The organism is Terrirubrum flagellatum (assembly GCF_022059845.1).
Classification (GTDB): Bacteria; Pseudomonadota; Alphaproteobacteria; order Rhizobiales; family Beijerinckiaceae; genus Terrirubrum; species Terrirubrum flagellatum.
Genome location: NZ_CP091851.1, coordinates 3,834,767 through 3,853,216, shown reverse-complemented (window position 1 = coordinate 3,853,216; position 18,450 = coordinate 3,834,767). Strand labels below are relative to the sequence as shown.

The window sequence follows — 18,450 nt, the reverse complement described above, 5'->3', positions numbered from 1 at the left end:
GTCCAATTCGCCAAGAGCTTGTTATTACAAGCTTTCAGCTTCGGAAGATCACGTTGAACAGCCGAATCCCGAAGCCGGGCGGCGGCCGATCGTCCTCGACGAAAGTCCGCAGTCGGCGCACGAAATCATCAGGCGCCTTCTTCGAGGACAATTGCGCCGCCGCCAGATCGTCGAGGCGGTTGAGGCGCTCGGCAAGCTCCTCTTCGTTTTTTGCGACATAGACGCCCGGCGTCTCGCAAAAACGCTCCGCGGTGGCGAGCTGGTGCCCGTTTCGATGTTCGCCCCGCAGATGGTCGCGCGGCATGATGATGATGGGTTTGCCCATCTCGAGCGCCGTCAGGATCGAACCCATGCCTGCATGCGCGATGATGATGTCGGCCTCCGCCTGGAGCTTTCGGAACTCGTCCGGGCCCAGAAAATCCATGCACTTGAGCGCTTTGGGTTTGTAGTCGGAGGGGCCGATCTGCGCGACGACATCCTGTCGGCGAGTTTCGCCCGCCCATCCGTCGACGGCGCGCACGAGGCGATCAAACGGAAACTGGGTGCCGACGGACAGCAGGATCATATATGCGCCCCTTCCTTCACGGCGCTCCTTATAGATCAACGAAATCACGCAGCCAGAGCAAGCGCAGAATTATTGATATTTGTGAGCGCCGCGAGCGCATTTGACGCGATGTGGCGCCAAGTTTGCTGCGTGAATCATCCACCTTTCGCGTGACTTGCCCGTGACGCGGCGTTCGTCTGCGCTGAATGAGAAGCCAATCGGGCGTGCGCGACATATCCACGCATCGCGGCGCATGATTCACGACCGGATCATGTCACGGTCTCAACATAGTCTCATTTGTGATCTGGATGGGGGGACGCGGCCTGCTATTGAGGTTCTTCCATATTTGGGCGACAAGACATTGACGGCTCTTCTTTCGGCGCGCATCCGCGGCGCCACGAGCGTCAAGGTTTGTTTATTGGAATGCATTCCATCGACAAAGTGATAGTAGGGGGAATTCCGACAGCGCGTTTGACCCGTTCAGAGTTGGCCCAGCAGATGGCGGACGACAGCGCGCTTGCGCGCGCCGGAAAGCTGCTTCTTCCTCGCCTGGTCATTGCTTCGAACGGCGCCTCGATCGCGCTCTTTCACAAGAGCGTCAATTTCAAGGAGCTTCTTCTCGAGGCCGATATCATCGACGCTGACGGGATGCCGCTCGTGATCGCGACAAGACTTTTTTGCCGCGCTCCGCTACCCGATCGGATCGCGACGACGGATTTCATTCACGACGCCGCCGCTGTCGCGGTGCGCGATGGCTTGCGATTCTTTTTTCTCGGCGCCGAGCCTGGCGTCGCGGCGCTGGCCGCGAAGAAGATTGCGCAACGCCATCCTGGCCTGCAGATCGTCGGCGTCAGGCACGGCTATTTCAAGCCTGAGGAAGAGGCGCAGATTTGCGAAGAAATCGTCGCAAGCCGCGCCGATGTTCTCTGGGTCGGACTCGGCACGCCGATGCAGGAGAGATTCGCCGTCGCCAATCGTCACCGTCTCGAGGGCCTCGCCTGGATCAGGACCTGCGGCGGTTTGTTCGATCACAGTTCCGGCCGCTTCCCGCGCGCGCCGATATGGATGCAGCGCGCCGGATTCGAATGGCTTCATCGCGCGATGCTGGAGCCGTTGCGCCTTGGCGGCCGCTATCTCATGACAAATCCCAGCGCGATCTATCATCTGGCCACGAAAACCCATGATTGACGGGCATGTTTCGTCGCGTGCGTCGAGCAGGCGCACGCCGACGATCCGTTCTCATTTCGCCGCGCTTGGCGCCTGCGCGCTCGCGAGCTTGTTCGCATGGACGGCGCCGGTCGGCGCCCAATCTGCTTCTTCTTCGGGCGTTGAAAGCTATCTCTGGCGGCCTGTCGCGATCGGCGGCGGTGGATTCATCACCGGTTATGATTCCGATCCGACGGGCGCGACGCGGGTCATTCGCACGGACGTCTATGGCGCCTATCTCTGGCTCGCCAGGGAGGATCGCTGGGCGCAACTCGTGACATCGTCGACGATGCCCGAGGCCGACCAGATTCAGAATGGCGCCGCCGAAGGCGTCTATGAGATCGTCGTCGCGCCATCGAAGCCGGATCGCATTTATATGGCGATCAATGGCCGCATCTATCGCTCCGACAATCGCGGCGCGAAATTCGAGCGCGTGTCGCGATCAGGACCGTTTCCGATCAAGTTCGACGCCAACGGCAAGTTTCGGCACTACGGCCCGTTCATGGCGGTCGGACCGAATAATCCCGATCTCGTATTCTTCGGCACGCCGCAAAACGGGTTGCTTCGCTCCGAGGATGGCGGCGCGACGTGGCAGAATATCACAAGCGTGCCGCGCGGCGGCGACCTCTCCTCTGGCGGAGAGAATCGAAGCGCGGGCGTGCTGCCCTGGTTCGAACACGCGGCGGGGGGAGCCTACACGGGGCGCGTGCTGGCGATGTCGGCTGGAAACGGCGTCTTCGTGTCGGCAGATGGCGGCCGCAATTTCGCGCCGCTCGCGCCGGCCGAAATGAATCAGCCGCGGACGCTGAAGCAGGCAGCCTATGCGCCCGATGGAACGCTCTTTGGCGTCGACCAGATGAGCAAGACTGTCTGGCGCTTCAGGAGCGGCGCCTGGACGGATCTGACCGGCCAGCTCGGCGCGGAGCGCCGCTTCGGTTTTGCGTCGGTTGCGATCAATCCGCGCACAGCCGAAATCTTCGTCTTCGATGAGGGCGGAGGGACTTCACGATCGATGGATGGCGGGGAATCCTGGACGCGCGTCGCGCATCACTCCCGCGCAGGCGAGCGCGATCCGCCATGGCTGCGCATCGCGAATGTTTCCTATTTCGCGACAGGCCGCGTGACGTTCGATCCCGTGGTTCCCAACCGGATGATCAATGGAGCCGGAACAGGCGTCTATATCGCTGACGTTCCGAAGATGGCGACCGATATTCTCTGGACGAGTCAGACGCGCGGCGTCGAGGAGCTTGTCGCCAATGACGTGATCCAGGCGCCCGGTCAGGCGCCGCTCTTCGCGGCGTGGGACTTCGGCATTCACGTCAAGGATGATCTGAACTCATTCTCGAAGACCTATGGCCCGAAGGAGCGCGTCGTCATCGCCGCGCAGGCGCTCGACTGGAGTCCGTCCGATCCGAAATTCGTCGTAACCAACGCATCTGACACAAGAACGAATTGTTGCTCTCAGGACGGCCAGTCCGTGCTGGCGGGCTATAGCGCCGACGGCGGGCGAAACTGGACGCGATTCGCAACGCTGCCGCAGCCGCCGGGTACGCGCGCCGATGATCCCTGGCGCATGTCATTTGGCGCGATCGCCATATCCTCGAACGACGTCAACAACATCATCTGGGCGCCGACCTACAATCGCTCCCCATTCTATACGAAAGATCGCGGCGCGACGTGGCGGCGCGTCGAGCTTTCCGGCGAGCGTCTGCCCAACACCGGTTCGCATGCGCTCTATTACTCGCAACGCAAGATTCTCGCGGCGGACCGCGTGCTGCCTAGCGTGTTTTATTATTATCATTCCGGCGATGGCGATAACGCGGCGCTGCGCGGCCTTTGGCGCACGCGCGACGGCGGCGAAACCTGGGCTCAGGTTTTCAATCGCGAGATCGCGCCGCAGAGCAAGTTCACCGCGAAGCTTCGCGCCGTTCCGGGAAAAGCGGGGAATCTCTTCTTCACCTCCGCGGTCGCGCAAGGAGATGTCCGCCTGCGTCGCAGCGTCGACGGCGGTGAGAACTGGACGATCGTCGCCAATGTCGATCACGTCGATGATATCGGCTTCGGCAAGGCGGCGCCCGGCGCGAACTATCCCGCGATCTTCATTTCCGGCCGCGTCAACGGCGCCTATGGCGTGTGGCGCTCGACCGACGATGCAGCGTCATGGAAGCGCGTCGGCCGCTTCCCCGTGGGAACGCTCGATCAGGTCACTGTCGTCGAAGGCGACAAGGATCATTTCGGCCGCGTCTATGTCGGCTACAAGGGATCGGGCTGGCGATATGGCGAGCCGGCGAACTGTTCGGGCCAGGGATATGTCTTCCCGAACGATCGGGAATGTCTGGAGGTTCGCCAGTGACGCCGGTCGTCGCAAGTTTGACTCGCGCGGACCATGGCGTCTCGCGGCGAAGCGCGATAACGACGGCCGCCGATGGCATGACGATTGCCTCAAACTTCCGGCGGAATCATCAGCCCGGTTCCCGAAATCAATTTTGACGGCTTCGATCTGCGATGGACCCGAGATTCATGCCTCGCAAGCGCATCCTGCTGGTGGCGTCCGCCGGCGGGCATTGGGTGCAGTTGTCGCGCATGAGCCCGGCGTTCGACGGGCACGACACCTACTATGTCACCACCATGCGCGGGGCCTCTCCGCCGTCCGGTGATCGTCCCGTGCGCGTCATCGCTGACGCGTCGCGCTCGACGCCGCACCGATTCGTGCTGCTGGTTCTGCAGGTGATCTGGGCGCAACTCACATTGCGGCCTGATGTGATCGTGACGACGGGCGCCGCGCCGGGACTGATCGCGCTGCAGATCGGAAAGCTGCTCGGCAGCAAGACGGTGTGGGTCGACAGTCTCGCGAATTCAGAGGAGCTGTCCTGGTCGGGCCGCATGGCGCGTCGTTTCGCCGATCTCTGGCTGACGCAATGGCCGCACCTCGCCGATCATAATTCCCGGTTGCAATTTTTTGGCAGAGTGCTGTGAAAGTGAGCGGCGGGATTGACTGCAAACTCGCATCTTGAACCGCGCAGAGGGAGCATTCTTATAAGCCCCTCTCCGCGCGCTTCGCGATGATTTCAAAAAAGAACGACGCGCGTTGTCGGCCTGTCGCCTAACCCGCAGCCAATCTGAACAGGCTCCACACGCCCCACAGCAGAAAGCCGATCCACAGGCCAGTCGCCGCCCAAGCGGCGACTGCGATCAGGAACACAAATACGCGTCCCGAGCGCTCGTCATCTCGCTCGCGTTCCGGCGCTGCGGGCGCAGCGACCATCACATCGTCGCTCATTGTTGCCCCACCATTCGCGAAGGCCCCCGCCTCGCAAAAAAGCTCAAATCATCTCATCGTTGAAAATCGCCATCACCGCTCTGGAGCGGTCGCCCGCGATGGCCAAGCGAACGATTCCCGACAATCCGGCGGACGTCAACAGGTCCTAGAGCATGGCGCGAAAAAGTGGATACCGGTTTTTCGCAAAAGCCATGCTCTAAACTTCTGGAATCGATCACGTTCCCGCGTTTTGATTGATTCAATCAAAATGCGGCGTGATCTAGGAGCGGCCCAGTTCGAACGCGTTCTCCACATGGCGCGGCCAGCGCCGCGGCGCGATCAGCACCGCGTCGGCGCGGAGCACATGGTCGGCGGCCCAGCCGTTGCGCATCAGCCAGGCGTCGACGGCGCGGCCGAAACGCTGCTCCTTGGCTGCGCCGATCGCCTCCTGCGCGGCGTCGAGCGACATCCGCGCCTTGACCTCGATGAAGGCGACCGTGCGGCCGCGTCGGGCGATCAGATCGATCTCGCCGCCATGGGCGGCGTAGCGGCGGGCGAGAATGCGGTAGCCCTTGGCGGTGAGAAGGGCTGCGGCAATCCATTCCGCTACATGCCCGGCGCGATAGGCGCGACGACGCTCGTCAGCTCTGCGCGTCACGATTTTCCCGAAAGCGCGAGCGCGCGCGCATAGACGACGCGACGCGGCTGGCCGGTCTTTGCGGCGACATCCGCCACCGCCTGTTTCAGCGAAGATGAGGCCAGCGCTGCACGGAGCGCCTCATCGAGCGCCGCCTCCTGCGACGCGGGATCGTCCGCCGCGTCCGCGCCCGGCGGGGCGATCAGCACGACGATCTCGCCGCGGATGGAGTCGCGCTCGGCGAGCTGCGCGGCAAGTTCGTGAAGGGGGCCGCGCAACGCCTCCTCATGCAGCTTGGTCAATTCGCGAGCGGCGCAGGCGTCGCGCGAACCGAGCATGTCGGCCGCATCCGCAATCATCTCGGCGATCCGCGACGGCGCCTCATAGAACACCAAAGTCGCCGGGATCGACGCGAGTTCGGCGAGGCGAGCGCGCCGCGCTGCGCTTTTCGGCGGCAGGAAGCCTTCGAAGAAGAAACGGTCGGTCGGCAGGCCGGCGATGGTCAGCGCAGCGAGGAGGGCGGACGCGCCGGGCGCGCTCGTCACGGCGATTCCGGCAGCGACCGCATCAGCGACGAGCTTGAAGCCGGGATCTGAAATCAGCGGCGTGCCCGCATCGGAAACGATCGCGATCGCTTCGCCCTCGCGCAGCCGCGACAGGATCATCGGCCGCAGCCGCGCCGCATTATGCTCGTGATAGGCGAGCGTCGGCGTCGCGACGCCATAATGGGTGAGCAGCTTCGCCGTGACGCGCGTGTCTTCGGCGAGAATGGCGTCGGCGCCTGCGAGCGTCCCCAGCGCGCGCAGGGTGACGTCCTTCAGATTGCCGATCGGGGTCGCCACCACATGGAGCCCCGGCGACAGCCTTTCGGCGGCGACGCGCTGGCCGTGCAGCGTGAATTCCTTCGCCGATTGCGGCTTGAGCGGATTCGCTGCGCCGCGGGGATGGGTCATGGAAAGGCCGTCTTCGTTTCGCGTCGTCGCCAGCGTTTATGCTATCAGACGTTTGAGTCGATTGAACCGGCTCGTCGAGAGGAGCCTATGCAGGGGCGTAGCCCAATTCCCCATCCGGTCTCGCGGCGCGTTCTCGCGCGATTGCTCGCGAGCGCCGGCGCCGGTCTTGCGACCGCGTCCTGTGGTGGAGGGGTCGGCTCGCTGTGGGGCGATGACGGCCCGAAACCGCAGGTCGCGCCCGCGGGCCCCGGCGTGGTCAGGATCGGCCTCATTCTGCCGCTGACCGGCAGCGGCGCGACCGGCGTCGCACTGAAGAACGCTGCGGAGCTCGCCGTGGCGCAATTCGAGAATCCCAACGTCCAGCTTATCGTGAAAGACGACCGGGCTTCGCCCGATGGCGCCCGCGCGGCTGCGCAGGAGGCGATCGGCGAGGGCGCGGAGATCGTCCTTGGGCCGTTGTTCGCCCCCGCCGTGCAGGCCGCGTCGCAGGTGACGCGCGCCGCCGGCAAGCCGATGATCGCTTTTTCCAGCGACGCCTCGGTCGCTTCGCGCGGCGTCTATCTCCTCAGCTTTCTGCCGGAGAACGAGGTCGAGCGCATTGTCGACTTCGCCTTCGCGCAGGGCAAGCGCTCCTTCGCGGCGCTGATCCCGGAAGACGCCTATGGCTCGGTCGCCAGCGCCGCCTTCCAGAGCGCCGTGGCGAAACGCGGCGGCCGCCTCGTCGCCGTGCAGAGCCTGCCCGCCGATCGCGCGCGAATGCAGCCGGCGATCCAGGCCATCGCGGGCGTCGTCGCCGGCCCGACAGCACAGGCGGACGCCCTGTTCCTGCCGACCCGCGGCGACGTGCTGGCGATCATCGCGGAAGGCCTTGGCGCCGCGAATTTCAGCGCGGCGCGCGTGAAGCCTCTCGGATTGGGCCAATGGAATGAGTCCTCGGTGTTCCGCATCGCCCAGTTTCAGGGCGGCTGGTTTGCTGCGCCCGACCCTTCAGGCTTCGATAATTTCGCCCAGCGTTACCGCGCCAAGTTCAACGCCAGCCCGACCCGCATCTCCACGCTCAGTTACGACGCGGCTTCTCTGGTGGTTGCACTGGTCAGGACTCAAGGGCAGCGCCGCTTTTCCGATGAGGTGCTGACCAATCCGTCCGGCTTCGGCGGCGCCGACGGGATCTTCCGCTTCCGTCAGGACGGGCTGAGCGAAAGGGCGCTGGCGGTGAACGAGATCCGCAACGGTCAGGCCGTGGCGGTCAGCGCGGCGCCGCGCTCCTTCGGCGCCTGACCCAGAATCGGGCGGAACGCGCGATTTCGGCTCCTGGCTCTCATGCGCCAATGATGACGCAAACGCGCCGTCGGCTGCGCAAACCACTGAAAAATCGGGAGAAGGCGAATGTTCTCCAGAGCTGGCCTGCTTCTTGCGATCGGCTTTGCGTGCCCCTTTTCGGGAACCAGTTTGACGCCGCAGGATTAAGAAGATCGGCCAAAAGAAAACCGGTGGAATTGAACATGACTCCAGACCGTCCCACGCAGAACGAGAACAGTTTCATCGTCATTCGTCACCTGCGGGACGTGAATCAGTACGCCATTGAATATGGCCGCTCCGAAGCGGCTGCAGACCTCAATCCCGGCCCGCGCTTCGCCTCGCTCGATCTCGCCATCGCCTGGGTCGAGAAGCAGGACGAGAATCGCAAGCGTCAGCCTCTGCGCAATTAGTCGATCAGGCCGGCTGATCCGCAGCCAGTGCGAGATCAGCGCCAGAAATCATAGCGACGTCGTCGAAACTGCGCGCGCGACAGATCGCAAGCTCGTGCGAGCGCGCACGGTCAACATATATTTCGCGAGGCATCATCACACGGTCTCATCGAGGAGCCGTCTGATGTCTCTTCCCGAAGATATTGTGAATTGGGCGCTCGCGCGCATGAATCAGATCGTCGGCAACGGCCAGTGCTGGACTCTGGCGGAGCAGGCGCTCGCGCAGAATGGCGGCCGGACCTCGACGCAGATCATGGGCCACATCAACGGAAACCAGAATTATGTCTGGGGCGATCCTGTCGCTGATCTCGTGAACGGCCTGCGCCCCGGCGACATCCTGCAATTCCGGAATTACCGCTGGAACGACAACAGCATCGTCCGAACAATCCATCCCGACGGAAGCTGGCAGCAAGCCGGGACGAGCGTGCAGACGCGATCGCACCACACGGCGATTGTTGAAGCTGTCATCTCTCCCGGCGTCGTCGACGTGCTGGAGCAGAATGCGCCGCCCGGCTCTCGCGTGCATCGCACGCGATTGCGGCTCGTATCATTCAGCGGCCCGATGTCCGAGACCACGCTTCCGAGTGGCGATCGCATTCAGACGACTCCGGTCCACGTCATCGACAGCAACAGCCAGGTCTGGGCCTATCATCCGCAGCCGGCAGCCCAGACCGCGACAGCGCCGATCGCTGTTCCCGTTCCGGCGCACTAAAAACCGGGCGCCGCAAAGCGCGCCTCAAGAATTAGCTTTTGATGGATTTCGCGCGCTGCGCCGGCGTCACGCGGCGAGATCAGCCACCACCGCGTCGAGAACCGGAAACCCTTCCGGCGTCACCGCGACATGCCCATCCGCGCGGCGCGCGACCATTCCGTGCGTGACGAGAAAATCCACACGCTCATTATCGAGCGGACGGCCTTTGAGCGCGGCGTAGCGCGCGGGATCGATGCCTTCGCGCAATCGCAGACTCATCAGGAGATATTCGTCAGCCTGTTCTTCAGGCGTGAGGCTTGAGCGCTCCGCCACGCCTTCGCCTTCGCTTTCGACGCGCTGCAGCCAGGTCTCCGGATGCAATTCATTCGAGAAGGCGGTGCGCTTTCCGTCGATGATCAGGCGGCCGTGCGCGCCGGGGCCGATCGCGGCATATTCGCCATAGCGCCAATAGACGAGATTGTGCCGGCATTCCGAGCCGGGCCGCGCATGATTGGAAATCTCGTAGGCGGGCATGCCGGCGGCGTCGCAGGTTTCCTGCGTGACGTCCCACAGCGCGCGGCCAAGATCAGCATTGGGAATCGCGAGCTTGCCAGCCGCGTGCAGCTTCTCGAACCATGTGCCCGGCTCGATGGTGAGCTGATAGAGTGAGAGATGATCAGATCCGATCGCGATCGCGCGCTGCAATTCATCGCGCCATGCTTCGACGGTCTGGCCGGGACGCGCATAGATCAGGTCGAACGAGAAGCGATCGAAATTCGTCGCGGCGATGTCGACGGCGCGCATTGCTTCGTCCGCCGAGTGGAGACGACCAAGCGCGCGCAGGTCCGCGTCGTTCATTGCCTGCACGCCGAGCGATACGCGATTGACGCCGGCCGCGCGATAGCCGCGGAAGCGCTCGGCTTCGACGCTTGTCGGATTAGCTTCGAGCGTGATCTCGACGCCGGGTTCGAAATTCCAGTGCGACGAAATCGCTTCGATGATCGCGCCGACCGTTTCAGGCTTCATCAGCGACGGCGTGCCGCCGCCAAAGAAGATCGAATGCACGGCGCGTTCAGGCGCGCGCTCCGCCTGGATCGCAAGCTCGCGCTTGAACGCAGCGAGATAGCGCTCCTGATCGACAGTCGCGTGGCGCACATGGCTGTTGAAGTCGCAGTAAGGGCATTTGGACGCGCAGAACGGCCAATGCACATAGACGGCGAAGCCGGGATCGCTCGCGCTGGTCATGCGTCCGTCTTGGCGCGCAGCAAAGCGCGCGCGAGTTTCTGGAAGGCGCGGGCGCGATGCGACAGAGCTTCAGAGCCGTCGGCCGGCAGCCCGTGCTTTTCCTCCGCGCTCATCTCGCCGAACGTGCGCTGATGGCCATCGGGAAGGAACATCGGATCATAGCCGAAGCCGTTCGTTCCGCGCGGCGGCCACACCACGCGGCCGAACACGCGGCCCTCGAACAGTTCCTCATGCCCATCAGGCCAGGTGACGATCAGCGCCGAAACGAAATGCGCGCGGCGCTGCTCGGGCGTCGTGGCTTCGCGCATCTGCAATTCTTTTTCGACGCGCTCCATCGCCGGCGCGAAATTCTTTCCGGGTCCCGCCCAGTTGGCGGAGAACAGGCCCGGCGCGCCGTCGAGCGCATCGACGCAGACGCCTGAATCATCGGCGAGCGCCGGCAGTCCCGTCGCCTTCGCCGCCGCGCGCGACTTGATCGCGGCGTTCTCCGAAAACATGAAGCCGGTCTCGTCAGGCTCGGGCAGATTGAGTTCGCCGGCCGAGATCGCTTCGACGCCATAGGGCGCGAGCAGCTCGCGCATTTCCGCGAGCTTGCCCTTGTTGTGGGTCGCGATGACGAGCTTGCCGGAGAGCGTGCGAGACATCGAGATCAGAGAACCGCGATCTTCTGCAACTCGACGAGCTTGGCGCAGCCTCCGCGCGCGAGCTTCATCAGCGCAAGGAAATCGCTCTCGGAGAAGGGCTTTCCTTCCGCCGTGCCCTGCACCTCGACGAGGCCGCCGGAGCCGGTGATGACGAAATTCGCATCCGTGCCGGCGCTCGAATCCTCGGCATAGTCGAGATCGATCACAGGCGTGTCGCTCGATATGCCGCAGGAGATCGCAGCGACATGATCCTTCAGCGCCTCGCCCTTCAGCATGTTGCGCGCCTTCATCCATTGCAGGCAGTCATGCAGGGCGACCCAGGCGCCGGTGATCGAGGCCGTGCGCGTGCCGCCGTCGGCCTGGAGGACGTCGCAATCGACAGTGATCTGGCGCTCGCCGAGCGCGGGCAGATCGACGACGGCGCGCAGCGAGCGGCCGATCAGCCGCTGGATCTCCTGGGTGCGGCCGCTGGGCTTGCCTGACGTCACCTCGCGGCGGGTGCGCTCATGGGTGGCGCGCGGCAACATGGCGTATTCCGCCGTCACCCAGCCCTTGCCCGTGCCCCTGAGCCAGGCCGGCGGCTTGTCCTCGACGGAAGCGGCGCAGAGCACATGGGTCTCGCCGAACTTCACCAGGCAGGAGCCTTCCGCATAGCGCGCCACGCCCCGTTCGAGGCTCACTCGTCGCATTTCATCAGGCGCGCGTTTGGACGGCCGCATTCGATTCTCCGGTTGAAGGAACGTCGGCGCTTGTAGAGGCCGGGGCGGGGGGCGGCAAGCAGGACTGCCCAACCGGCCGCGCCCGCGATAAAGGGAGGGGAATCGAGGGTTTAAATGTCGCGATCAGGACCCCCGCCAGCCTGGCGAAGGATAGCGCCGCTGGCGGCGCTGGGGCTTGCCGTGCTGGCGGTCTGGACGCTCCGCGCGTTCGACCTGATTTCCATCCAGCAATTGTTTCGCGAGCGCGCCGCGCTGCGCGCATTGATTGACGCCTGGCCCGTCATCTCCATCGTCGGTTTCGTGCTCGCCTACGCCGCCGCGAAGGTGGTCGCCGTGCCCGGCGTGATGCTCGTGACGATGGCGGGCGGATTTCTCTTCGGGCCGGTCATGGGCGCGCTGGCCGCCATGACCGGCGCGACCCTCGGCGGCGTCGCCTTCTGCCTGCTGGCGCGGACGCTGTTTCCGGAATTTCTGGCGAAGAGGATCGATGGGCTGACCTTGCTGAGACGGGAGTTCGACGCCAACGCGGTGTCGTGGATGCTGGCGATGCGCCTGACGCCGCTCTTCCCCTACATCATCGTCAATACGGCGGCGGCGGCCTTCCGTCCGCCGCTCGCGACATTTGCCTGGACGACGTTCCTTGGCGTTGCGCCCATGAGCTTCGCGGCCGCGGCGGCGGGCGCCGGCCTCGATCAATTGCTGACGAACCAGATCGCCGCGTTCGACGCCTGCGTGGCGAGCGGCGCGTCTGGATGCGGCGTCGACTGGTCGCCGATGGCGATCCTGACGCCTGAACTGATCGCTGGCCTGATCGCATTGGCCGCCGCCGCGCTGATCCCGGTGGCGCTGCGGAGATGGCGCGGCGCGCGTCCCGAGGCGCCGTCTGTATGACATCGCTGCGCGCGGCCAACCCCGGCGTCGCCGAGACGCTGACGCCCGATCTCTGCATCGTCGGCGCGGGCGCAGGCGGCCTTGCCGTGGCGACGGCCGCAGCCGCGTTCGGCGTTTCGACCGTGCTGGTCGAGAAGGGCGCCATGGGCGGCGACAGGCGCGCTGCGGGTGGAATCGCGATCGCGGCGTTGGCCGCGGCGGCGCGACGGGCTGCCGACATCCGCGCTGCAGGCGCCTTCGGGCTTGATGCGAAACTCGCCGACATCGACGTTGCGCGCGTGCTGGCGCAGGTGAGGCAGGCCGCTGCTTCGTTCGCGCCCGATGAAACGCAGGAGCGCTTCGAGGCGATGGGCGTGCGCGTGATCCGCGTCACGGGCCGCTTTCTCGATGATCGCACGCTCGTCGCCGGTGATGTCAGCGTCCGCGCGCGCCGCTTTATCGTCGCGACCGGATCGCGACCGGCGACGCCCGACATCGAAGGGCTTTCCGAGACGCCGCATCTCGGCGCCGACACGATCTTCGATCTCGCCTCGGCGCCGGCGCATCTTGGCGTCCTCGGCGGCGATCCCGCCGCGATCGAACTGGCGCAGGCTTTTGTCCGGCTTGGCTCGCGCGTCACCTTGTTTGGCGGCGGAGAGGCGCTGGCCGACTTCGATCCCGACATGGCGGAGCTTCTTCGCGACCGGCTGACGCGCGACGGCGTCGACTGGCGCGACCGCGCGAAGGTTCGGTCGGTCGCGCAACACGAAAACGGCGTCGAGATATCGGCGGAAGGAGAGGGCGGCTCCATCTCCTGCGATGCGCTGCTCGTCGCGACCGGGCGGACGCCCGCGATAGGGGAGCTTGATCTCGACAGGGCCGGCGTGCGTCATGGCGCCGATGGAATCGAAACCGACTCCGGGCTTCGGACGAGCAATCGCCGCATCTATGCCATCGGCGACTGCGCTGCGGGGCAGCCGCGCATGACCCATGCAGTGACGGAGCAGGCGGCGCGCGTCGCGCGATCGGCGTTGTTTCGCTTGTCCGCCAAGGCCGATGCGCGGATGGTTCCGCGCATTCTTTTCACCGACCCTGAAATCGCCCGCTGCGGACTGTCCGAAGCCGAGGCGCGCGCGATTCGCGATGATGTCGTCACTCATCGCTGGCCCTTCTCCGGAAATGAGCGCGCGCGCGTCGAACATGCCGCGCAGGGTCATCTGAAGGTGATCGCCATGCGGCGAGGCGAGATTCTCGGCTGCGCCATCATCGGGCGCGGCGCGTCCGAGATGATCGCGCTGTGGAGCCTCGCCATCGCGAGAAAGGCGCGGCTGAACGACATGGCGTCGCTCATGGTCGCGCAGCCGACCTTGTCCGACATGGCGCGGCGCATATCGCTGCAATCGCTCGCGCCTGTCGCTCGCGATCGCTGGGTCAGGCGCGCGCTGTCCCTGTTGCGGACATTGGGATAAACGCTGCGGATGGCGACGGAGATCGACAGCAATGGTCGCAGCGCGCGAGCCCTGATTCACCGCGCCCGGCTCGGCCTGTCCGGCAAGCTGCTCATCCTCACGGTCATCTTCGTGCTGCTGGCGGAAATCCTGATCTATGCGCCGTCGGTGGCGAGTTATCATCGCGGTCTGCTGACCGATCGCCTGGCGGCGGCTCAGGTGGCCGCGCTGGTGCTCGATGCTGCGCCTGACGGCATGGTGCCGCGCGAGCTCGAGCTGAGATTGCTCGATCAGATCGGCGCCGCCGCCGTCGCCGTGAAGACGGGCGAGCGCCGCCGCCTGCTCGCGACCGATGACACGACGCTCGATATGGCGCGGCGCATCGATCTGCGCGACACGAACTGGAGCATGATGGCGATGAACGCGTTCGCGACCCTTTCGGGCGCGGACGGCCGCATGCTGCGCGTCATCGGTCCCGGCATGGACAAGATGGATTACATCGAGATCGTGCTGCCGGAGAGGCCGATCCGCAACGCGGTGCGCGCCTTTTCCGTCAACCTGCTGCTGCTCTCGCTGTTCATATCAGGGTTGACCGCGGTTCTCGTCTATCTCGCGCTGCATTGGCTGATCGTGCGGCCGGTGCGGCGTCTGTCCGACAATGTCACCGCCTTCGCCGCCGACCCCGAGGATAACAGCCGCATCGTTGCGCCGTCAGGTCGCGGCGACGAGATCGGCGCCGCCGAGATCGCGCTCGCCGACATGGAGCGTTCGCTGGCGAAGGAGCTGCGCGAGAAGAAGCATCTCGCCGCGCTGGGGCTCGCGGTCAGCAAGATCAACCATGATCTGCGCAACATGCTGGCGTCGGCGCAGCTCATCTCCGACCGCTTGTCTCAGACGGTCGATCCTGTGACGCAGCGCTTCGCGCCGCGGCTGATGTCGGCGCTCGATCGCGCCATCGCCTTCTGCCAGTCGACGCTCGCCTATGGCCGCATCAGCGAGCGCGAACCCGAGCGTGAGCAAGTCGACGTGAAAGCGCTCGCTCGTGAGGTCGCCGAAGGGCTGGGGCTCGATGGCGATCACGCCGTAAAAATCACGCTGACGATTCCGCAAGGCTTCGCCTTGCGCGTCGATCGCGAACAGATATTTCGGGTGTTGATGAATCTCGCGCGCAACTCGGTCAATGCGCTGACCCACAGTGAGACGCAGGGCGGCATGCTGACGATTGTCGCGCGCCGCGAAGGCCGCGATGCGATCGTCGAGGTCAGTGACGATGGGCCGGGCGTCGAGCCGCGCATCCGGCCGCGGCTGTTCGAGGCGTTCAACGCGACCGCCAAGCCCGGCAGCATCGGTCTTGGCCTTGCGATCGCCTCCGAGCTCGTGCGGCTGCATGGCGGCCGGATCGAATTGCTTGATGCGGAAAAGGGCGCCGCGTTCCGGATCACGCTTCCGGGCGCGTGAGGAGATGGCGATGAGAATCTTCTCTGCGCCAACGAAAACTTTCACCGCCGTTTGCGCGTGGATCTTTGTCGCGCTGCTTTCCGGCCCGCCCGCGCAGGGAAAAATCGTCGAAGAGGTCGTCGACCTGCCCGTGCGCGTGACGGACGCCGCGGGCGCTACGATCGATCAGCCGATCAAGCTGACGATCTTTCATGATGACGCGCGGCCCCGCGCGCCCTTTCTCATTCTTTTGCACGGCCGCGCGGTCTCGGCTCAGGAGCGCGCGAATTTCGGCCGCGCGCGCTTCGGCGCCAATGCGCGTTATTTCGTGCAGATGGGATTCGCCGTGCTGGCGCCGACGCGGATCGGTTATGGCGTCAGCGGCGGCCCCGACGTCGAATATTCCGGCACTTGCCGCGTCCGCAATTATCCTCCGGCTTATGAAGCGGCGGCGCAGCAGACGATCCGCGCGATCGAACATGCGCGGACGCTGTCCTATGTCGATGGTTCCGCCGGTGTCGTCGTCGGCCAGTCCTTCGGCGGCGCGACGGCGATCGCGATCGCCGCGAAGAATCTTCAGGGCGTGAAGGCGGTGGTGAATTTCGCCGGCGGAGGCGGCGGCGATCCCGAGCATCGTCCGGCCGAGCCGTGCCGCAATGATCTTTTGCAGGCTCTGTTTGCGGGCTATGGCGCGACGGCGCGCATTCCCTCGCTCTGGCTCTATAGCGAGAATGATCGCTACTTCGGCGTGCAGAAACCGACGGCCTGGTTCGAGGCGTTCCGCGCGAAAGGCGGGCGCGGGGATTTCATCAAGCTGCCGCCGTTCGAGCCTGACGGTCATCTCAGCTTCAGCGGCAATCCGGATGCGTGGAGGCCGGATGTGAGCAGATTTCTGCTCGACGCGATGGGGTCGGCGCTGCGCCGCTAACCGGCGAAAGGACCGCGGCGTCAGCGTCGGCTGTCAGCGATATTGTAAGGCTTGACGCAAACGACCCGCGCGACGACGGTTCTTTGTTGACCAAGGACTCCTGATGTGAGGATCTCACGGTGCGCTGATCAGGTTGTGTCGACATATTCGACGCCGCGAGCTTTCTCACAGCCGGGATGGAGAAACGCCCTGATGAAAAATATCGTGAAGGCTCTGGTCTTCGGCCTCTGTCTCGCCTCGCCGGCCTTCGCCCAGACATCAATGCCAGCGAATGACGCGCAGGCCGCTTCGGCCTTGCCCGGTCTGCGCAACCGGGCGGAACAGGGAGACGCGAGCGCCCAATTCAGTCTTGGCCAGATGTATTCGTACGGTCGCGGCGTGGCGCGGGACAATGCCCAGGCTGCAACCTGGTATCGACGGGCGGCTGAGCGGGGATTCGCTCCCGCCCAACTCGAACTTGGCCAGATGTACGAGACCGGCGTCGGCGTGACGAAAGATTACGCGCAGGCGGTCGCCTGGTATCGCAAGGCCGCCAATCAGGGATTGGCTCCTGCCCAGACCGTTCTCGGATTAATGTACGCGGAAGGCCGCGGCGTGGCGCAAGACCAGGAACAGGCCCTCTCCTGGTTCCGCAAAGCTGCCGCGCAGGGAGACCCTCTCGCCCGGAACTTCCTCGCCGCCGCAGCCGGGCAGGGAGGATATTCCGATACCCGCCGGTGAGAACAGGCCCGAGGCGCAGTTTAGCTTTACGTCAAGGAGCGCCCGCTTCGCCGGAGTCCTCTCGACGTTCCGGAGATGAGGAGAGCGTCCGCAACGACGGCTCTACACCAGCACCGGCTGCGGCTTCGCCTCGACGACGTTGAACACGCGCTTGTAGCGGTCGATCTCCTCGCGCGGCCCCATCGCCTTCGTCGGATTGTCGGAGATCTTCACCGTCGGGCGCCCGTTCGCCGAGATCACTTTGCAGACGATCGAGATCGGATCGAGCTTTTCATCGAAGCCGCGGAAATCATTGGTCAGCAGCGTGCCCCAGCCGAAGCCGAGACGCACGCGGCCATAGAAGCGCTGATGCAATCGCTCGATGTCATCGACATCAAGCCCGTCGGAAAAGATGATCATCTTGTCCTGTGGATTCTGCCCGCGGCTCTTCCACCATTCGATCGCCTCTTCACCGCCGGCGACAGGCTCCTTGGAATCGACGCGGATCCCGGTCCAGTTATCCATCCAGCGCGGCGCGCGCTTGAGAAAGTCAGTGGTGCCGTAGGTGTCGGGGAGGATGATGCGGAGATTGCCCTCATAATCCTCCTGCCAGTCGGCGAGCACCTTGTAGGGCGCGAGCGCCAGCTCCTCGTCGCCATCGGCGAGCGCGGAATAAACCATCGGCAATTCATGCGCGTTGGTGCCGACAGCCTCGACCTCGCGCTCAAGCGCGATGATGCAGTTCGACGTGCCGAGGAAAGAAGGGCCGAGCCCTTCGATCATCGCCTGCACGCACCAGTCCTGCCACAGGAAGGAGTGGCGGCGGCGCGTGCCGAAATCGGCGACGCGCAGCCCTTCCAGCTTTTTCAGCCGCTCGATCTTTTCCCACACTCGCGTCATGGCGCGCGCATAGAGCACCTGCAGCTCGAATTTCCCGCGGCCGCGCAGCGCCACGCGCGAGCGCAGTTCGTTGATGATGGCGAGCGCCGGAATCTCCCACATCGTGGTTTCGATCCACGGCCCGTCGAAGGTCAGTTCATACTGCCCGCTGCGGCGCTCGAGATGATATTCGGGAAAGCGGAACTCCTCGAGCCACGCGACGAAATCGGGCGAGAACATCTGCCGCTTGCCGTAGAACATGTTGCCGCGCAGCCAGGTCGACTCGCCGCGCGAGAGTGAAAGCGTGCGCACATGGTCGAGCTGTTCGCGCAGCATGCCGGAATCGATGATGTCGGCGAGCTTCACGGTCGTGGTGCGGTTGTGGATGCCGAACGTCACCTGATCGCGCCGGTGGCGGCGGTAGATGGTCTGCGCCATCAGCAATTTGTAGAAATCGGTGTCGAGCACCGAGCGCACGATCGGATCGATTTTCCAGTCGTGATTGTAGACGCGCGTGGCGATATCGACCATCGGATCAGACCC

Annotated in this window: 19 protein-coding genes; 11 read left to right on the top strand and 8 right to left on the bottom strand. The window is 64.6% G+C overall.

Features of this window, described 5'->3' with window-relative positions:
* Positions 1 to 34: 34 nt before the first annotated feature.
* Positions 35 to 565, bottom strand: coding sequence for a glycosyltransferase (locus L8F45_RS18555; protein WP_342359344.1), 531 nt, complete (start codon positions 563 to 565; stop codon positions 35 to 37).
* A gap of 477 nt (positions 566 to 1,042) precedes the next feature.
* Between L8F45_RS18555 and L8F45_RS18550 the strand changes: the two genes are divergently transcribed.
* The 3 genes from L8F45_RS18550 (at position 1,043) to L8F45_RS18540 (ending at position 4,726) form a co-directional block, all read left to right on the top strand.
* A complete protein-coding gene (locus L8F45_RS18550; protein WP_342359343.1) occupies positions 1,043 to 1,732 on the top strand; it encodes a WecB/TagA/CpsF family glycosyltransferase in 690 nt (229 codons plus the stop codon).
* A complete protein-coding gene (locus L8F45_RS18545) occupies positions 1,725 to 4,103 on the top strand; it encodes a beta propeller repeat protein (protein WP_342359342.1) in 2,379 nt (792 codons plus the stop codon). The genes L8F45_RS18550 and L8F45_RS18545 overlap by 8 nt, the downstream gene beginning before the upstream one ends.
* Positions 4,104 to 4,270: 167 nt before the next feature.
* On the top strand, positions 4,271 to 4,726 hold the full coding sequence (locus tag L8F45_RS18540) for a UDP-N-acetylglucosamine--LPS N-acetylglucosamine transferase (protein ID WP_342359341.1): 456 nt from the start codon (positions 4,271 to 4,273) through the stop codon (positions 4,724 to 4,726).
* A 127-nt stretch (positions 4,727 to 4,853) separates the two neighbouring features.
* Here L8F45_RS18540 and L8F45_RS18535 read toward each other — a convergent pair whose 3' ends face one another.
* The 3 genes from L8F45_RS18535 to rsmI form a co-directional block, all read right to left on the bottom strand.
* Positions 4,854 to 5,030, bottom strand: a complete 177-nt coding sequence (locus L8F45_RS18535) for a hypothetical protein (protein ID WP_342359340.1) — start codon at positions 5,028 to 5,030, stop codon at positions 4,854 to 4,856.
* A 259-nt stretch (positions 5,031 to 5,289) separates the two neighbouring features.
* Entirely contained in the window at positions 5,290 to 5,607 is a 318-nt protein-coding gene (locus L8F45_RS18530) for a YraN family protein (protein WP_425330033.1), read from the bottom strand.
* Between the two features lie 56 nt (positions 5,608 to 5,663).
* Positions 5,664 to 6,599, bottom strand: a complete 936-nt coding sequence (gene rsmI / locus L8F45_RS18525) for a 16S rRNA (cytidine(1402)-2'-O)-methyltransferase (protein ID WP_342359339.1) — start codon at positions 6,597 to 6,599, stop codon at positions 5,664 to 5,666.
* An 87-nt stretch (positions 6,600 to 6,686) separates the two neighbouring features.
* Between rsmI and L8F45_RS18520 the strand changes: the two genes are divergently transcribed.
* The 3 genes from L8F45_RS18520 to L8F45_RS18510 all read left to right on the top strand — a co-directional run bounded on the left by L8F45_RS18520 (position 6,687) and on the right by L8F45_RS18510 (position 9,059).
* Positions 6,687 to 7,877, top strand: coding sequence for a penicillin-binding protein activator (locus tag L8F45_RS18520; protein ID WP_342359338.1), 1,191 nt, complete (start codon positions 6,687 to 6,689; stop codon positions 7,875 to 7,877).
* 224 nt (positions 7,878 to 8,101) lie between these two features.
* Positions 8,102 to 8,308, top strand: coding sequence for a hypothetical protein (locus L8F45_RS18515; protein ID WP_342359337.1), 207 nt, complete (start codon positions 8,102 to 8,104; stop codon positions 8,306 to 8,308).
* A 163-nt stretch (positions 8,309 to 8,471) separates the two neighbouring features.
* The gene (locus L8F45_RS18510; protein ID WP_342359336.1) at positions 8,472 to 9,059 is read left to right on the top strand and encodes a CHAP domain-containing protein; all 588 of its coding nucleotides are present in this window, start codon (positions 8,472 to 8,474) and stop codon (positions 9,057 to 9,059) included.
* A gap of 66 nt (positions 9,060 to 9,125) precedes the next feature.
* On the opposite strand, the gene hemW is transcribed toward L8F45_RS18510, so the two are convergent.
* From hemW to rph, 3 genes are read right to left on the bottom strand one after another with little or no spacing between them, the layout of a single operon-like run.
* Positions 9,126 to 10,283, bottom strand: a complete 1,158-nt coding sequence (gene hemW, locus L8F45_RS18505) for a radical SAM family heme chaperone HemW (protein WP_342359335.1) — start codon at positions 10,281 to 10,283, stop codon at positions 9,126 to 9,128.
* Positions 10,280 to 10,927 (bottom strand): RdgB/HAM1 family non-canonical purine NTP pyrophosphatase, encoded by a 648-nt coding sequence (rdgB, locus tag L8F45_RS18500; protein WP_342359334.1) that lies wholly within the window; start codon positions 10,925 to 10,927, stop codon positions 10,280 to 10,282. Before rdgB ends, hemW begins: the two co-directional genes overlap by 4 nt.
* Positions 10,928 to 10,932: 5 nt before the next feature.
* Positions 10,933 to 11,646 (bottom strand): ribonuclease PH, encoded by a 714-nt coding sequence (gene rph / locus L8F45_RS18495; protein WP_342359333.1) that lies wholly within the window; start codon positions 11,644 to 11,646, stop codon positions 10,933 to 10,935.
* Positions 11,647 to 11,760: 114 nt separating this feature from the next.
* On the opposite strand from rph, the gene L8F45_RS18490 reads away from it, so the two are divergent.
* The 5 genes from L8F45_RS18490 (at position 11,761) to L8F45_RS18470 (ending at position 17,049) form a co-directional block, all read left to right on the top strand.
* Positions 11,761 to 12,537 (top strand): TVP38/TMEM64 family protein, encoded by a 777-nt coding sequence (locus L8F45_RS18490; protein ID WP_342359332.1) that lies wholly within the window; start codon positions 11,761 to 11,763, stop codon positions 12,535 to 12,537.
* Positions 12,534 to 13,985, top strand: coding sequence for a dihydrolipoyl dehydrogenase family protein (locus L8F45_RS18485; protein WP_342359331.1), 1,452 nt, complete (start codon positions 12,534 to 12,536; stop codon positions 13,983 to 13,985). Before L8F45_RS18490 ends, L8F45_RS18485 begins: the two co-directional genes overlap by 4 nt.
* A 9-nt stretch (positions 13,986 to 13,994) precedes the next feature.
* Positions 13,995 to 15,422, top strand: a complete 1,428-nt coding sequence (locus tag L8F45_RS18480) for a sensor histidine kinase (protein ID WP_342359330.1) — start codon at positions 13,995 to 13,997, stop codon at positions 15,420 to 15,422.
* A gap of 10 nt (positions 15,423 to 15,432) precedes the next feature.
* The gene (locus L8F45_RS18475; RefSeq protein ID WP_342359329.1) at positions 15,433 to 16,329 is read left to right on the top strand and encodes an alpha/beta fold hydrolase; all 897 of its coding nucleotides are present in this window, start codon (positions 15,433 to 15,435) and stop codon (positions 16,327 to 16,329) included.
* 204 nt (positions 16,330 to 16,533) lie between these two features.
* On the top strand, positions 16,534 to 17,049 hold the full coding sequence (locus L8F45_RS18470) for a tetratricopeptide repeat protein (protein ID WP_342359328.1): 516 nt from the start codon (positions 16,534 to 16,536) through the stop codon (positions 17,047 to 17,049).
* Positions 17,050 to 17,151: 102 nt separating this feature from the next.
* Here the strand turns inward: L8F45_RS18470 and pncB are convergent, their stop codons facing one another.
* Positions 17,152 to 18,438, bottom strand: a complete 1,287-nt coding sequence (gene pncB / locus L8F45_RS18465; protein WP_342359327.1) for a nicotinate phosphoribosyltransferase — start codon at positions 18,436 to 18,438, stop codon at positions 17,152 to 17,154.
* Between the last annotated feature and the right edge of the window lie 12 nt (positions 18,439 to 18,450).

What these genes read in the sequence shown, in the direction of transcription:
- L8F45_RS18555 (WP_342359344.1), bottom strand. Translation starts at nt 565, where the DNA reads ATGATCCTGCTGTCCGTCGGCACCCAGTTTCCGTTTGATCGCCTCGTG.
- L8F45_RS18550 (WP_342359343.1), top strand. Translation starts at nt 1,043, where the DNA reads ATGGCGGACGACAGCGCGCTTGCGCGCGCCGGAAAGCTGCTTCTTCCT.
- L8F45_RS18545 (WP_342359342.1), top strand. Translation starts at nt 1,725, where the DNA reads ATGATTGACGGGCATGTTTCGTCGCGTGCGTCGAGCAGGCGCACGCCG.
- L8F45_RS18540 (WP_342359341.1), top strand. Translation starts at nt 4,271, where the DNA reads ATGCCTCGCAAGCGCATCCTGCTGGTGGCGTCCGCCGGCGGGCATTGG.
- L8F45_RS18535 (WP_342359340.1), bottom strand. Translation starts at nt 5,030, where the DNA reads ATGAGCGACGATGTGATGGTCGCTGCGCCCGCAGCGCCGGAACGCGAG.
- rsmI (WP_342359339.1), bottom strand. Translation starts at nt 6,599, where the DNA reads ATGACCCATCCCCGCGGCGCAGCGAATCCGCTCAAGCCGCAATCGGCG.
- L8F45_RS18520 (WP_342359338.1), top strand. Translation starts at nt 6,687, where the DNA reads ATGCAGGGGCGTAGCCCAATTCCCCATCCGGTCTCGCGGCGCGTTCTC.
- L8F45_RS18515 (WP_342359337.1), top strand. Translation starts at nt 8,102, where the DNA reads ATGACTCCAGACCGTCCCACGCAGAACGAGAACAGTTTCATCGTCATT.
- L8F45_RS18510 (WP_342359336.1), top strand. Translation starts at nt 8,472, where the DNA reads ATGTCTCTTCCCGAAGATATTGTGAATTGGGCGCTCGCGCGCATGAAT.
- hemW (WP_342359335.1), bottom strand. Translation starts at nt 10,283, where the DNA reads ATGACCAGCGCGAGCGATCCCGGCTTCGCCGTCTATGTGCATTGGCCG.
- rdgB (WP_342359334.1), bottom strand. Translation starts at nt 10,927, where the DNA reads ATGTCTCGCACGCTCTCCGGCAAGCTCGTCATCGCGACCCACAACAAG.
- rph (WP_342359333.1), bottom strand. Translation starts at nt 11,646, where the DNA reads ATGCGGCCGTCCAAACGCGCGCCTGATGAAATGCGACGAGTGAGCCTC.
- L8F45_RS18490 (WP_342359332.1), top strand. Translation starts at nt 11,761, where the DNA reads ATGTCGCGATCAGGACCCCCGCCAGCCTGGCGAAGGATAGCGCCGCTG.
- L8F45_RS18485 (WP_342359331.1), top strand. Translation starts at nt 12,534, where the DNA reads ATGACATCGCTGCGCGCGGCCAACCCCGGCGTCGCCGAGACGCTGACG.
- L8F45_RS18480 (WP_342359330.1), top strand. Translation starts at nt 13,995, where the DNA reads ATGGCGACGGAGATCGACAGCAATGGTCGCAGCGCGCGAGCCCTGATT.
- L8F45_RS18475 (WP_342359329.1), top strand. Translation starts at nt 15,433, where the DNA reads ATGAGAATCTTCTCTGCGCCAACGAAAACTTTCACCGCCGTTTGCGCG.
- pncB (WP_342359327.1), bottom strand. Translation starts at nt 18,438, where the DNA reads ATGGTCGATATCGCCACGCGCGTCTACAATCACGACTGGAAAATCGAT.